The organism is Megamonas hypermegale, from assembly GCF_900187035.1.
Lineage (GTDB): Bacteria > Bacillota > Negativicutes > Selenomonadales > Selenomonadaceae > Megamonas > Megamonas hypermegale.
On the sequence record NZ_LT906446.1, the window covers coordinates 1,252,599 to 1,266,968 of the forward strand.

At 36.8% G+C, this 14,370-nt stretch carries 11 protein-coding genes, 4 tRNA genes, 2 rRNA genes and 1 riboswitch; of the genes, 4 read left to right on the forward strand and 13 right to left on the reverse strand.

Annotation, left to right across the window (positions count from 1 at the left end; translation table 11 throughout):
* Positions 1 to 133 precede the first annotated feature (133 nt).
* Complete coding sequence (locus CKV65_RS05910; protein WP_027890111.1) at positions 134 to 1,444, forward strand: hemolysin family protein; 1,311 nt, start codon at positions 134 to 136, stop codon at positions 1,442 to 1,444.
* Between the two features lie 61 nt (positions 1,445 to 1,505).
* On the opposite strand, the gene CKV65_RS05915 is transcribed toward CKV65_RS05910, so the two are convergent.
* The 4 genes from CKV65_RS05915 to CKV65_RS05930 all read right to left on the reverse strand — a co-directional run bounded on the left by CKV65_RS05915 (position 1,506) and on the right by CKV65_RS05930 (position 6,238).
* Positions 1,506 to 3,458, reverse strand: coding sequence for an alpha-amylase family glycosyl hydrolase (locus tag CKV65_RS05915; RefSeq protein ID WP_036254651.1), 1,953 nt, complete (start codon positions 3,456 to 3,458; stop codon positions 1,506 to 1,508).
* A 235-nt stretch (positions 3,459 to 3,693) separates the two neighbouring features.
* Complete coding sequence (locus CKV65_RS05920) at positions 3,694 to 4,527, reverse strand: MetQ/NlpA family ABC transporter substrate-binding protein (protein WP_027890113.1); 834 nt, start codon at positions 4,525 to 4,527, stop codon at positions 3,694 to 3,696.
* A gap of 27 nt (positions 4,528 to 4,554) precedes the next feature.
* A complete protein-coding gene (locus CKV65_RS05925) occupies positions 4,555 to 5,208 on the reverse strand; it encodes a methionine ABC transporter permease (RefSeq protein ID WP_027890114.1) in 654 nt (217 codons plus the stop codon).
* Positions 5,177 to 6,238 (reverse strand): methionine ABC transporter ATP-binding protein, encoded by a 1,062-nt coding sequence (locus tag CKV65_RS05930; RefSeq protein ID WP_027890115.1) that lies wholly within the window; start codon positions 6,236 to 6,238, stop codon positions 5,177 to 5,179. Before CKV65_RS05930 ends, CKV65_RS05925 begins: the two co-directional genes overlap by 32 nt.
* A 177-nt stretch (positions 6,239 to 6,415) precedes the next feature.
* On the opposite strand from CKV65_RS05930, the gene CKV65_RS05935 reads away from it, so the two are divergent.
* Positions 6,416 to 6,838 (forward strand): nitrous oxide-stimulated promoter family protein, encoded by a 423-nt coding sequence (locus tag CKV65_RS05935; protein ID WP_027890116.1) that lies wholly within the window; start codon positions 6,416 to 6,418, stop codon positions 6,836 to 6,838.
* A 68-nt stretch (positions 6,839 to 6,906) separates the two neighbouring features.
* On the opposite strand, the gene CKV65_RS05940 is transcribed toward CKV65_RS05935, so the two are convergent.
* The gene (locus tag CKV65_RS05940; protein WP_027890117.1) at positions 6,907 to 7,548 is read right to left on the reverse strand and encodes a flavin reductase family protein; all 642 of its coding nucleotides are present in this window, start codon (positions 7,546 to 7,548) and stop codon (positions 6,907 to 6,909) included.
* A gap of 159 nt (positions 7,549 to 7,707) precedes the next feature.
* Between CKV65_RS05940 and CKV65_RS05945 the strand changes: the two genes are divergently transcribed.
* Positions 7,708 to 8,583, forward strand: a complete 876-nt coding sequence (locus CKV65_RS05945) for a DMT family transporter (protein ID WP_027890118.1) — start codon at positions 7,708 to 7,710, stop codon at positions 8,581 to 8,583.
* Between the two features lie 53 nt (positions 8,584 to 8,636).
* Here CKV65_RS05945 and CKV65_RS05950 read toward each other — a convergent pair whose 3' ends face one another.
* Positions 8,637 to 9,440, reverse strand: a complete 804-nt coding sequence (locus CKV65_RS05950) for an amino acid ABC transporter substrate-binding protein (protein WP_036254653.1) — start codon at positions 9,438 to 9,440, stop codon at positions 8,637 to 8,639.
* Positions 9,441 to 9,662: 222 nt separating this feature from the next.
* Here CKV65_RS05950 and CKV65_RS05955 point away from each other — a divergent pair, with 222 nt between their 5' ends.
* Positions 9,663 to 10,121 carry a DUF441 domain-containing protein gene (locus tag CKV65_RS05955; RefSeq protein ID WP_027890120.1) on the forward strand — a complete coding sequence of 153 codons (459 nt, stop codon included), beginning with the start codon at positions 9,663 to 9,665 and terminating at the stop codon, positions 10,119 to 10,121.
* 49 nt (positions 10,122 to 10,170) lie between these two features.
* On the opposite strand, the gene crcB is transcribed toward CKV65_RS05955, so the two are convergent.
* The 7 genes from crcB to CKV65_RS05990 all read right to left on the reverse strand — a co-directional run bounded on the left by crcB (position 10,171) and on the right by CKV65_RS05990 (position 14,152).
* On the reverse strand, positions 10,171 to 10,548 hold the full coding sequence (gene crcB, locus CKV65_RS05960; protein WP_027890121.1) for a fluoride efflux transporter CrcB: 378 nt from the start codon (positions 10,546 to 10,548) through the stop codon (positions 10,171 to 10,173).
* A 73-nt stretch (positions 10,549 to 10,621) separates the two neighbouring features.
* A riboswitch (Fluoride riboswitch) is annotated at positions 10,622 to 10,687 on the reverse strand.
* A gap of 47 nt (positions 10,688 to 10,734) precedes the next feature.
* Positions 10,735 to 10,810, reverse strand: a tRNA-Val gene (locus tag CKV65_RS05965).
* An 8-nt stretch (positions 10,811 to 10,818) separates the two neighbouring features.
* A tRNA-Glu gene (locus CKV65_RS05970) sits at positions 10,819 to 10,893 on the reverse strand.
* A 4-nt stretch (positions 10,894 to 10,897) separates the two neighbouring features.
* Positions 10,898 to 10,973: transfer RNA gene (locus CKV65_RS05975), tRNA-Lys, on the reverse strand.
* A 6-nt stretch (positions 10,974 to 10,979) separates the two neighbouring features.
* Positions 10,980 to 11,054, reverse strand: a tRNA-Gln gene (locus tag CKV65_RS05980).
* 5 nt (positions 11,055 to 11,059) lie between these two features.
* A 5S ribosomal RNA gene (gene rrf, locus CKV65_RS05985) occupies positions 11,060 to 11,176 on the reverse strand.
* A 66-nt stretch (positions 11,177 to 11,242) separates the two neighbouring features.
* Positions 11,243 to 14,152 (reverse strand): 23S ribosomal RNA (locus tag CKV65_RS05990).
* Positions 14,153 to 14,370: the final 218 nt, after the last annotated feature.

The following is a 14,370-nucleotide window of genomic DNA, read 5'->3' on the forward strand; positions in this document are numbered from 1 at the left end:
ACTTATTTGTCAACACTTATTTATAAATTTTTTGTAAAAATTTTTCTAAACAGATAAAATCCTTTGGAAAAATGGTATTTGCCATTTAGAAGTGATATAATAAACATAAAATTTTTAAAGGAAGTGGTTTTTCTTGGATAGTCCCGAGACAAATATTTTTATCATTTTAACCTTTTTATTAATTATCTTAAATGCTTTTTTTATTTTTGCAGAAATAGCTGTTGCCAATTCTCATAAAAACCAAATAGAAAAATTAATTGATGATGGCTACAAAAAAGCGACAAAAGCACTAAAAATTATTGATGACCCTAATCCCTATTTTATTACTGTGCAAGTAGGCAATGTTTGTTCCAATATTTTAATTGGTTTATTTACAGGTATTGCCATTGCACCATTTCTTACAAATAGACTTATAAATATCACAGGTTCACAAATTGCTGCTTATGTTCAACCAGCTACATTAATATTAAGCACATTTTTCATCATTTTAATATGTCTTGTACTCAGCACAACTTTGCCACGTAAAATTGCTATCAATAATCCTGAACTTTGTCTACTTAAAATTCTTAGCTTTTTAAAATTCTGGCAAAAAATCCTTTCACCGCTTATCGCTATTTTTACTGCTATTGCTAATACAATTTTACTCGTCTTTGGTATCAACCCACAAAAAAATGATAATGTCACTGAAGATGAAGTAAAAGACTTAATCGAGCGCGGTACAGAAGAAGGTACTTTTGAAAAAGCTGAACAGGATATCGTAGACCGCATCTTCCATATGAGCGACCAAACAGCCTACGATTTAATGACACCGCGTACACAAATGCTTTGGCTTGACTTAGAAGACGATTTAGAAACCAACTTAAAAATAATTAAGGAAAATAATATCAATGTATTCTTAGTCGGCAAAGATGATTTAGATGATTTCGTCGGTATTTTATACGCTAAAGATATTTTAAATACATTGTTAGATAACAAAAAACCTGATTTAGAAGCTCTTATACGTAAACCAATGTTTGTACCACGAGCTATGGAAACATTCCGCTTGATGGAAAAATTCCGCGAAAGCGATGTTAATGAAGCTGTCGTACTCGATGAATACGGTGGTGTTATCGGCTTTGTCAGCATTTTCGATATCATCAATGAAGTTTTAGGTGATATTGCAGGCAAACCTGTACAAAACACACCACAACTTATTCAACGTGATGAAAATTCATGGTACATTGATGGATTATATGATATTGATGATTTCAAAGAAAAATTTGATATTGAAATCTTACCACATGAAGATAGTGGTCATTTTAAAACAATGGGTGGCTTTATTACTTCATATTTTGGCTACATTCCAAAAGTCGCTGAAGTTCGCATTTGGGACAAATATCGTTTTGAAATCATCAGCATGGACAAAGCTCGTGTCGATAGAATTTTAATGACACAGATAAAATAACTACTAATACAAAAAGAGATAGGACATAAAAATCCTATCTCTTTTTTCTTTTATTAAAACTTTATTTTTTTTCACGCCATAACCATAATACACCATACGGTGGCATTTTTATACCAGCAGCTTTAAAGTCCTTTGTATCTGTCAATAAATCTGTATATAAACCATCTGTTTCATTAATCCAAGCCATTTGTTCGTATTCACTAAAATTATATATACCGATGAATTTTTCATTTTCATTTTCGCGAACAATTGCCAAAGTAGATTTTTCCCAAGTTGGTAAAGTATACATATTAGCATCTGATTTAAATACATCGTACTTACTGCGAATTTTTTCCATTTTGCTCAAGTTCTGATATACCTTAGCTTGAATAGCATTTTTAATTTTACGTCTACCAGCTTTTCGCCAATTAAATGCTCCGCGATGTACATAACGAGAATCAGCACGTTTATCTGCATCTTTATCTTCTTTATAACTGTAATCGTTGTATTGAACAACTTCATCACCACTGTAGATAACAGGAATACCAGATTGAGAAAGCATAAATGCATGTAAAGTCAAATCAAGTTGAATTGCTCTTTCAATGCCATCTTTATCTTTTTGTTTGTCATAATATTCAATACCGCAAAGTGAAGCTGTAGTACCACAAAGACGTGCATCACCCAAGCGTTCATCATCATTATAAAGTTCACCAATACTGAATGAACCTGGTATTTTACCTGTGAAGAAATCATTCAAATAACGTTTATGAGCCACTTCATCTATACCAAAATTGCGCAAGAAACCATAATCAAGTCCCCAACCTATATCATCATGACAACGCAAATAATTTTGGAAGATATACTGTTTTGGTAAAGTAGATAAGATGTCCATTTGATGTTTTAAAAGTGCAGTATCTCTAGTTGCTACAGTATTCCATGTTGTTGCCATAGTTGTTACATTATATAACATATGACATTCTGGTTTTTCCTGTGTGCCAAAGTATGGAACAACTTTATCTGGAGCCATTACAACTTCACCCAAAAGTAATACAGCAGGACAAACAATTTCAGAAATCATGCGCATCATACGTACTATAGTGTGAACTTGTGGTAAATTACGGCAATTTGTACCGAGTTGTTTCCAAATATATGGTACAGCATCAAGGCGAATTATATCTATACCTTGATTTGTTAAAAATAACATATTATATACCATTTCATTGAATACGATTGGATTACGATAATCTAAATCCCACTGATATGGATAAAATGTTGTCATAACAAATTTATTTATATCGTTTAAATAAGTAAAGTTGCCAGGTGCTGTTGTTGGAAATACGTCAGGACAATCTCTTTCAAATAATTCAGGCATAGAATAATCATCAAAGAAAAAGTATCTATCTTGGTATTCTTTTTCACCCTTGCGAGCACGAATAGCCCATTCATGTTCATCTGATGTATGGTTCATAACGAAATCTAGGCAAATACTGATGTCTTTTTCATGACATTTTTCTGCTAATGCTCTTAAATCTTCCATTGTGCCTAATTCTTTTTGTACACTGCGAAAATCTGCTACAGCATAACCACCATCACTTTTTCCTTTAGGTGAGGATAATAATGGCATAAGATGAAGATAATTTATATTACTTTCTTCAATGTATGGCAATCTCTTTTCAAATTTCTTCAATGTACCAGAAAAGCAATTTACATACATCATCATACCCATTAATTTATTGCCTTTATACCAATTTGGATTTTGTTCTCTTTGTACATCTAATTTTTTCAAATACTGTGGACGATTATTATAATATTCTCTTATTTGTTTTAATAAATCGTCAAAATGTGCAAGTGGATTTTCATCATCTTGATATAATTCGCAATAAAGCCATTTTAATTCATCATAATGTTTGTTTAGACGTTCATTAAAAGCTTTATCATCACAAATTGTGTTTTCATTAGCTTTTTTCTTAGCCTTTTTATCGACTAGTTTTTTGGCCTTTTTTACTTTATTTTCCTTTTCTTCTGATTTAGCCATTATTATCCCTCCAAATTATCAGCTATGTATAAAATTAATCATATACTACGCTAATTAATTTTTAAATCAATATATAATACCTTAGATTAATTACAACTTAAAATAATCAATCTAAACATTTTAACACAACAATATATTATATTGCGTAAAATTAATTATATTATACTACATTTACCATAAATAGAAAAATAGACAGAAACATGTACGTTTCTGTCTATTTCTTTTCTAATTTAAATTAAAATGCTGGAACTACAGCACCTTTATATTTTTCTTCGATAAATTTCTTTACAGTATCAGATCTTAAAGCTTTCATTAAAGCTTGAATTTCTGGTCTGTTTTCATCGCCTTCACGTACAGCTACGATATTAACGTATGGAGAAGTGCTATCTTCAATCATTAAAGCATCTTTTTCTGGTACAAATCCAGCTTGCATAGCATAATTTGTATTGATAACAGCTGCATCTACATCATCAAGTACACGTGGAAGCTGAGCTGCATCAACTTCTTGGAATTGAATGTTTTTAGGATTTTCTACAATGCTTTGAACAGTAGCTTTAATATCGTTATTGTCTTTTAATGTGATAACACCAGCTTTAGCGAGTAATAAAAGTGCACGACCGCCATTTGTTGGGTCATTTGGAATAGCTATAGTAGCATTTTCTGGTAATTCGTCAACAGCTTTAACTTTATGAGAATAAATACCCATTGGTTCGATATGAACACCGCCAGCACTAGTTAATTTTACGCTGTGTTCTGCAACAAATTCATCTAAATATGGTTTATGCTGAAAGAAATTAGCATCCAATTCACCATCATTTAATGTTAAGTTTGGCTGAACATAATCATTGAATTCCACAATCTGTAAATCAATGTTTTCTTTTGCAAGTTCTGGTTTAATCTGTTCCAAAATTTCAGCATGAGGAACAGCAGTTGCACCTACTTTTAATACAACTTTTTCACCGGAGGAACTTGAACTGCTCTTATCGCTAGAAGCATTGTCAGAACCGCAACCAGCGAGAGCACCTACTGCAAACATTGCAGCAGCAAGAATGGTTAAAATCTTCTTCATTAATAAATCCTCTCCTTATAAAAATATTTATTTTTTGTTTAGCTTTTTAGCCAACAAATTACCCAGCAATTGTATTACTTGTACTAATATAATAAGTACAATAACCGTAGCCAGCATCACTTCAGGATTAAAACGCTGATAACCATAGCGGATAGCTAAATCACCAAGACCACCGCCACCAACAGCACCAGCCATTGCTGATTCACCGATTAAAACTATAACTACTGTTGTGAGCTGTGATACAATACTTGGCATTGCTTCTGGCAAAAGCACTCTGCGAATAATTTGATATGGCGTAGCTCCCATAGATAAAGCCGCTTCAACTAAGCCATATGGAACTTCTCTAAGTGATGTTTCTACCAATCTACCAATAAGCGGAATGGAAGCTATTATAAGCGGAACAATAGCTGCTGTTGTACCAATAGAAGAACCTACAACTAAACGTGTAAATGGAATAATTGCTACCATTAAAATAATAAATGGAATGGAACGTACACAGTTTACAATAGCAGATAAAGTTTTATTTGCTATACCTAATTCTAATACTTGGTCTTTACCTGTTGCTAAAAGTAATACACCAAGTGGAATACCAATAGCAGAAGCAATAATCATAGAAACTCCTACCATATATATAGTTTCACCTAATGCCTTAGGCAGTAACAGTAGAGCGTCGCTGAACATATCCTATCACCTCCACTTTTAAATCCTGTGCCATAAGCGTACTAATAGCCTCTTTTATACCTGCTTCATCGCCATCAAGACCAATAATCATACGACCGTATGGTACCATTTGAATTTGTGATAAATCACCAAATAATATACTTATATCTAAATTTGGATATTTTCGTGCTAAATTTGCTATAACTGGATTATCAGCCGACTCTCCAATAAACGTAAGTCTAAGTAACATCGTAGCATCTTTAATATATGTTTTACTGATTTCTCCTTGACGATATGCTGCTGGAAGTTCATTACTACTCAATACACTGATGAATTCTTTAGTAATTTTTTCTTTTGGATTAGTAAATACATCTAATACTGTTCCATTTTCAGCAATAATACCGCGGTCAAGTACAGCTACTTTATCACAAAGTTCTTTAATTACTTGCATTTCATGTGTGATTACTACAACTGTGAGCTGAAGCTTTTGATTAATATCTTTTATCAACTTTAAAATAGCTTTTGTCGTTTGTGGGTCAAGTGCACTCGTTGCTTCATCACAAAGTAATATCTTTGTATCATTAGCAAGTGCTCTAGCAATACCTACACGTTGTTTTTGACCACCAGAAAGCTGAGAAGGATATTGATGTGCTTTATTTTCAAGACCAACTAAACTTAGTAATGGTTCTACTTTTTCTCTGATTTCTTCTTTTGACTTTCCTGCCAATTTTAATGGAAATGCAATGTTATCATATACATTTGATGTTGACAATAAATTAAAGTGTTGGAAAATCATGCCGATATCTTTACGCGCTTGACGAAGTTCACTATCACTCATTTTAGTCAAATCTTTACCATCAACGATTACTTCCCCAGATGATGGTCTTTCTAGCATATTTATGCAACGAATTAAAGTTGATTTACCCGCACCGCTTAGCCCAATAATTCCATATATTTCACCGCGTTTTATACTCAAATTAATATCTTTTAAAGCGTGAACAGGGCCGTTCGGTGTATCATATGTCTTTACTATGTTCTTTAGTTCTATCATATAAACATACACCCCGTTGTTTTTTTATATTATTACCAATGACAGTATCATAAATCTTATTTGTTGTCAAATAACAAATATTACCTATTTAGTATAAATTATACCTATCCTTGACATAAATTATAATAAACCGTACAATTAAATGAGAACTTATTATTATGATTAGGAGAGACTATTATGGGAATTTTTTCAAAAATTTTGCCAAAACGCAAACCCGTTGAAATAAAAAACAACGTACCAAAAGAAAAAGAAGAAATCCGTAAAACATTCGGCGTATACTGTCATAGTCATCACGGCACTTCAGGAACAAAACTTTGTCCAAAATGTACAGCACTACTCAGCACTGTAATGGTAAAAATTGCTCGTTGTCCATACGGTATTACAAAACCAATTTGCGAACGCTGCGACCGTCCATGTTTTGGCGCAAAACAAACTAAAGAATTTCGCGATATCATGAAAAGTACACAAAAACGCATGTTTTTACATCACCCAATGCTTGCTTTTAAGCATAAAATGAAAAGCTGGGGCGTAGATTATGCTAAACGCGAACAAGAGAAAAAACAAGCTGCTAAAGCTAAAGCTCGTTCCAAAAATAAATAATTAAATGATTAAAATGAAAAGCTGACCAACAGGTCAGCTTTTTTAGTTTTATATTAAAACCTTATATTTCACTGCTTTTTAAACATAGATTTTGGTTGTTTACAAATAGGGCAAACAAAATCATCAGGTTCTTTCGTTAAATCGCCTTCATAAATATATCCGCAAACTTGGCAAACCCATGTTTCTTTATTCGTAATCTTTTCTGGTGCTTGATACGTAGGTGCATTCTTCGGTGCTTTACCCTTTATTACTTCATGATAATATTTATAAGTCATCGGATTATAATTAGATGTTACCTTAGCATCTTGCACACGAGCTAAAATCACAAAATGCGTTTCCATTTCTGTCATTGTGAGCACTTGAGCTGTTATTTGCGCACAACTATTTTCATTTACCACTGGAAGACCATCCATATATTCCCAAGCGAAAATATCACCATCAAATTTATCTGTATCTTTTCCTGATGAAAAACCTAATTTTGCTATTACATTTTGCGTAGTTTGCTCTGATAAAATTGATACAGAAAATCTGCCTGTGCGCTTTATACATTCATAAGTATAATTGTTCTTATTCATGCTAACAGCAATCACTGGATTATCACTAGTGATTTGAATTACCGTATTAACTATACAACCTGTAGGTCTTTTTCCGTCCATTGTTCCTATAGCATACATTCCATAACTCAATTTCCATAATGCTGACATTTCCATAACTTCCATCTCCTTTAACCGCTATTTATAAATATTTATTATTAATTAATATCTTATGTAAATTTTAATATAAGCAGTTTCAAAAAGCAAGATTTATTTACAACAAATAAAAAAAATATTAGAATATATCTATTATTTTTATATTATTAGGAGGTTGTTATGTCTTCACAATTAAAAGGAACATTGTTAATAATTACAGGCACAGTATTATGGGGCGCTTCTGGCGTATTATCTCAACATCTATTTGTTGATAAAATGATTTCTGCTGAATGGCTCGTTACTATCCGTTTAATTTTATCTGGTATCATTTTATTATGTGTCGATGCAATACTTCACCATGGAGATATTTTTTCCATTTGGCAAACAAAAGATAAAATTCCATTGATTTGTTTTGGTATCTTAGGCATGCTAGGCGTTCAATACACTTACTTTGAGACCATTGTACATAGTAATGCTGCCACTTCTACAATCCTACAATATTTAATGCCAATATTCATTGTTCTTTATTTACTTATAACAACACATCGCATTCCGCGCAAAATCGAATTATTTTCTATTTTTCTCGCTATGCTCGGAACATTTTTACTCGTGACAAAAGGACAACTTAATACATTAGCAATTTCACCAGCTGCTCTAGCTTGGGGACTTACTTGTGCTGTTTTTGCTGCATTTTATACACTTCAACCGCGCCAAATCATTAAACGATGGCGTTCTACACTCGTCATTGGTTGGGGTATGTTAATCGGTGGCGTTGTAATGTGTTTTTATCAACCATTTTGGGAATTCACAGGTATTTTCGATTTAGATACTGCAATTTCTTTTTCTGCCATAATCATTTTCGGCACAGCAATTGCCTTTTGTGCTTATCTTGAAAGCACGAAATATCTTTCACCGACAAAAATAAGCGTCTTTGCTTCACTTGAACCATTTTCATCAATAATCTTATCCATAATATTTTTAAACATCAACTTTGGTTTCATTGAATTAATCGGTGCTTTCATAATCATATTTGCTGTAACTATCTTGAACATATAAAAAAACCTCTAAGAACTATTTTAGCTCTTAGAGGTTTTTCTATTTACTATTTATCATTCGTTTGTAATATCTTTACCGAACCATTTTTCAGAAATCTTAGCGATTGTTCCATCTGCTTTCATTTCATTCATAACTTTTTGTACTTCATCGCGAAGTGCTGTATTATCTTTAGCAAAAGCGATACCAAAATCAGTTGGTTCACCTACAACGATAGTTGTTTCTTTAAATGCATTTGGATGTTTTTGCATATAGTAAGTACCTACGAGTTCATCAGTTACTACAGCATCAATACGACCATTTTCCAAATCCATGAAGGAATCTATATAATCACCATATTTTTTAACTTCAGCGAACTGAGATGCATATTCTTGGTTATTATCAAGGAAAGTTTCTGCTGTGCTACCACTCTGAGTACCGATTACTTTACCTTTCAAATCTTCAATAGAGTTAACTTCTACATCAACTGGAACAAATACAACCTGACGGTTTTTCATATATGGGTCACTGAATAACATATTTTGTTTACGTTCTTCTGTGATATCAAGACCATTCCATAAAACATCTACACGGCCACTTTGTAATTCAGCTTCTTTACTGGACCAATCAATGCCTTTAAATTCTACAGAACGATTTAAACGTTTTGCAGCTTCTTTAGCTAAATCTACATCAAAACCAACAATTTCATTATTTTCATCTTTAAAGCCCATTGGTGGATAACTATCATCTAAACCAATTACGATTGGTTTGCTGTTGTCTGCTTCACTTCCAGAAGAACTTTGTTCATTCTGACTACCACAGCCTGCAATCATCATTACACCGAATACCATTGCTAAGCATAATACCAATAATTTTTTCATATAAATAATGCCTCCCTATGTAATAAAACTGCTTCTTTATTTATTATTTTAATTAGTTAAAGCAATAATAAATTACTACGCTTTCACAATAAAGAAACCTGTTATATTGTAACAGATTTTTTTATAAAATTCCATACTTTTATACATTTTTTTGCAAAAATTTTGTGTTTATAAAAATAATATGCTAAAATATACGCAGTTTAAGAAATGGAGGCCTTCTTTTTGTATAGTGAATACATTATTCTTGGTGTCTTATTACTTTTAAGCTATATCGGTCATAATATGTCCGTATTTTATGCCGTAGGCATCATATTAATTCTCAAACTTTTTCAATTCAATGCTCTAATGAACTTTGTCGAAACCAATGGTTTAAATTATGGCATTATCCTTCTTACTATTGCTATATTACTGCCTTTAGCTAACGGCAAAATAACTGTTTCTATGATGATAGATAGCTTTAAATCGCCTATAGGAATTTTAGCACTTCTTGCAGGTGTTTTTGCTGCTGTAGCTGGTGGCTGGGGAATAACATTATTAAAAGATTCACCTTTTATTGTAACTTCCCTCGTTGTCGGCACTATGGTCGGTGTATTCTTCTTTAAAGGCGTTGCTGTTGGTCCATTGATAGCCGGTGGCATGACGTATTTAGTATTAAGCATAGCAAAAGTAATTTTTCACTAAATGATAAACTAAAAATAAAGGGTGAGGAAAATCCTCACCCTTTTACTATTTATGAATAAATCATTCTAACAAGTATTATGCCAATCCAAACGGCAATAAGTCCACCAATCGTATTTAAAGCAATATTACCTATAGCCTGCAAAACCAATCCTGTTTTTAATAAAAGCATAGTTTCATTACTAAAAGAAGAAAATGTCGTAAGTCCACCCAAAAAGCCAACTGTCAATAATAACGATAAATACTGCGATGCTCCTGTAAATCGTTCTGTTAACAGTGTAGAAATGATGCCAATTAAAAAGCAACCAACTAAATTTACTGTCAAAGTTCCATAAGGGAAATGACCTAACTTATTTATATAGGTGGTAATTAAATATCGCATAGCACCACCTACAGAACATCCTAACATCACTACTAATACTTTAGTCATAAAAACCTCCCTAAATACTCATTTATTTATAAAATAAAAAACTCCTGTTATACATATTTAAAATTATAAATATAATATAACAGGAGTCATTACTGTATGATTTACAGATTTATCGGTGAACTCCATCACCATCTATTAATTTATGCAACAAAAAAACTCCTTGAAAACAAGGAGATTAATCACTAATGGTGGGCGGTAACAGGATCGAACTGCTGACATCTTGCTTGTAAGGCAAGCGCTCTCCCAGCTGAGCTAACCGCCCAATAAAAATGGTGACGCGTATGGGATTCGAACCCATGAAGCCGCCGTGAAAGGGCGGTGTCTTAACCACTTGACCAACGCGCCATGATGGTGGCTCACCCGAGATTCGAACTCGGGACACCCTGATTAAAAGTCAGGTGCTCTGCCAACTGAGCTAGTGAACCATTATTTGGCTGGGGTAGCTGGATTCGAACCAACGCATGTGGGAGTCAAAGTCCCATGCCTTACCGCTTGGCGATACCCCAACTATAACCGGCAACTTCCTATCCTCCCAGCACGTTTCCATGCAAGTACTTTCGGCCTCTAAATGCTTAACTACTGTGTTCGGTATGGGTACAGGTGGTTCCATTTAGGCATCATCACCGGATATTCATTTTTTGAGGTTTGTTCCCTCAAAACTTCACAGAAGAATTTCTTTGCCCTACCAAGCTTTTAAGTTAAGTTCTCGACTTATTAGTACCAGTCCGCTACATTCATTACTGAACTTCTACTCCTGGCCTATCAACCTCATCTTCTTTAAGGTGTCTTTCAAGCTTACGCTTCGGGAGACCTCATCTCAAGGCTGGTTTCACGCTTAGATGCTTTCAGCGTTTATCCTTTCCGGACGTAGCTACCCAACTGTACCCCTGGCGGGATAATTGGTACACCATTGGTCCGTCCACTCCGGTCCTCTCGTACTAGGAGCAGCCCCCTTCAAGTCTCTTACGCCCACGATGGATATGGACCGAACTGTCTCACGACGTTCTGAACCCAGCTCACGTACCACTTTAATGGGCGAACAGCCCAACCCTTGGGACCTGCTCCAGCCCCAGGATGTGATGAGCCGACATCGAGGTGCCAAACCTCCCCGTCGATATGGACTCTTGGGAGAGATTAGCCTGTTATCCCCAGGGTAGCTTTTATCCGTTGAGCGATGGCCCTTCCACTCGGAACCACCGGATCACTAAGCCCTACTTTCGTACCTGCTCGTCGTGTCTGACTCGCAGTCAAGCTCCCTTCTGCCTTTGCACTCTTTGCGCGGTTTCCGTTCGCGCTGAGGGAACCTTTGGGCGCCTCCGTTACATTTTGGGAGGCGACCGCCCCAGTCAAACTGCCCGCCTGACACTGTCCTGAGTTTCGTTACTCCTACAGTTAGAGGTTCAATAAATAAAGGGTGGTATCCCAACGTCGACTCCATCTAGGCTAACGCCCAGACTTCCCAGTCTCCCACCTATCCTGTACGTTATTTACTAAACATCAATGTCAGGTTGCAGTAAAGCTCCATGGGGTCTTTCTGTCCAGTCGCGGGTAACCTGCATCTTCACAGGTACTTCAATTTCACCGGGTCCCTCGTTGAGACAGTGCCCAAGTCGTTACACCTTTCGTGCGGGTCGGAACTTACCCGACAAGGAATTTCGCTACCTTAGGACCGTTATAGTTACGGCCGCCGTTTACTGGGGCTTCAATTCAAGCCTTCGAGTTGCCTCTAAGCCCTCCTCTTAACCTTCCAGCACCGGGCAGGTGTCAGCACCTATACTTCAGATTTCTCTTTCGCAGGCACCTGTGTTTGTGCTAAACAGTCGCTTGGGCCTCTCTTGTGCCACCGGCTGACGCTCCAGAAGTTAATCCCTTCACATCCTCCGGCTATCCTTATCCCTAAGTTACGGATACAATTTGCCGAGTTCCTTAACGAGGGTTGTCCCGCGCACCTTAGGATTCTCTCCCCGCCTACCTGTGTCGGTTTCGGTACGGGCGCTCCATCTCTCACTAGAAGCTTTTCTCGACAGCATGGCTCACTTGAATTTGACTCTACCGAAGTATCGTCTATCTATCAGCTCTCGGTCTTATGATACGGATTTTCCTATATCACAACCTACCACCTTCGACACGCTCTTCCAGTCGCGTGCTCAAGCTACCTTCTGTGTCACTCCATTGCTCAAACGATTTGAAGCGGTACAGGAATATTAACCTGTTGTCCATCGCCTATGCTTTTTGCCTCGGCTTAGGTCCCGACTTACCCTGAGTCGACGAGCGTTGCTCAGGAAACCTTAGGCTTTCGGTGGAACAGATTCTCACTGTTCTTTTCGCTACTCATACCGGCATTCTCTCTTGTGTATCCTCCAGCGCTCCTTACGGTACACCTTCAGTCGAATACACAACGCTCCCCTACCCAGAATTATTCATCCTGCCACGACTTCGGTTCTGTACTTGAGCCCCGGACATCTTCGGCGCAAGGCCTCTCGACCAGTGAGCTATTACGCACTCTTTTAATGGTGGCTGCTTCTAAGCCAACATCCTGGTTGTTTATGAAGTCTTACATCCTTCTCCACTTAGTACAGCATTGGGGACCTTAGTCGGTGGTCTGGGCTGTTTCCCTCTTGACTACGGGTCTTATCACTCGCAGTCTGACTCCCAGGGTCTTAATTATAGCCATTCGAAGTTTGTCTAGGGTCGGTAGGCTTTACGCCCCCTTACCAGAACAGTGCTCTACCGTCTATAATCTTCCCTGAGGCTAGCCCTAAAGCTATTTCGGGGAGTACCAGCTATCTCCGCGTTCGATTGGCATTTCACCCCTATCCACGGTTCATCCCAAAGTTTTTCAACACTCACGGGTTCGGTCCTCCACGCATTTTTACCTGCGCTTCAACCTGACCATGGATAGATCACTGCGGTTTCGGGTCTACACCATGTTACTAGTCGCCCTATTAAGACTCGCTTTCGCTTCGGCTCCGTGTCTCCCACTTAACCTCGCAACATAATGTAACTCGCCGGTTCATTCTTCAATAGGCACGCCGTCGCACTCTTAAGGTGCTTCGACTGCTTGTAGACATACGGTTTCAGGTTCTATTTCACTCCCCTCCCGGGGTTCTTTTCACCTTTCCCTCACGGTACTATTCTCTATCGGTCGCCAATTAGTATTTTGCCTTGGAGGGTGGTCCCCCCTGCTTCCTACAAGGTTTCACGTGTCTCGTAGTACTCTGGATACCAGCCAGATTGACTCCTTTTCGCCTACAGGTGTTTCACCTTCTACGCATGGCCTTTCCAGACCATTCGGCTAAGAAGTTTCCTCTTTCTGCCGGTCCTCAACCCCAGACAACCGAAGTTATCTGGTTTGGGCTCTTCCCCTTTCGCTCGCCGCTACTTAGGGAATCTCATTTGATTACTTTTCCTCCGGGTACTTAGATGTTTCAGTTCCCCGGGTCTGCCTCTTTCGTATCATCACATTACTGATGATGGGTTGCCCCATTCGGAAATGTATGGGTCACTGGATGCTTGCTCCTTACCATACCTTTTCGCAGCTTACCGCGTCCTTCATCGGCTCTTGGCGCCAAGGCATCCGCCGTATGCCCTTGTTCACTTAACTTACTTAAGGTCATTTGCTTTTGTCTTCGCTAATGTTTTTTTTAATCCTAAAATGCTTGGTTCAATCCACTAAACTCTAAGAGAAGCATTTGCTTTTCTTTTCGGTGAATTAATTTTTTGCATTTATATTCTTCTGTGCAGTTTTCAAAGAACAATTGAGAGATATTCTCTCAAAACCAAACAATGCTTACGAATGTGCTCGACTCATACCTTACCTTC

Coding starts and splice junctions, on each gene's coding strand:
- CKV65_RS05930 (WP_027890115.1), bottom strand. CDS start 6,238: ATGATAGAACTAAAGAACATAGTAAAGACATATGATACACCGAACGGC.
- CKV65_RS05925 (WP_027890114.1), bottom strand. CDS start 5,208: ATGTTCAGCGACGCTCTACTGTTACTGCCTAAGGCATTAGGTGAAACT.
- CKV65_RS05950 (WP_036254653.1), bottom strand. CDS start 9,440: ATGAAAAAATTATTGGTATTATGCTTAGCAATGGTATTCGGTGTAATG.
- crcB (WP_027890121.1), bottom strand. CDS start 10,548: ATGACTAAAGTATTAGTAGTGATGTTAGGATGTTCTGTAGGTGGTGCT.
- CKV65_RS05915 (WP_036254651.1), bottom strand. CDS start 3,458: ATGGCTAAATCAGAAGAAAAGGAAAATAAAGTAAAAAAGGCCAAAAAA.
- CKV65_RS05940 (WP_027890117.1), bottom strand. CDS start 7,548: ATGGAAATGTCAGCATTATGGAAATTGAGTTATGGAATGTATGCTATA.
- CKV65_RS05935 (WP_027890116.1), top strand. CDS start 6,416: ATGGGAATTTTTTCAAAAATTTTGCCAAAACGCAAACCCGTTGAAATA.
- CKV65_RS05920 (WP_027890113.1), bottom strand. CDS start 4,527: ATGAAGAAGATTTTAACCATTCTTGCTGCTGCAATGTTTGCAGTAGGT.
- CKV65_RS05945 (WP_027890118.1), top strand. CDS start 7,708: ATGTCTTCACAATTAAAAGGAACATTGTTAATAATTACAGGCACAGTA.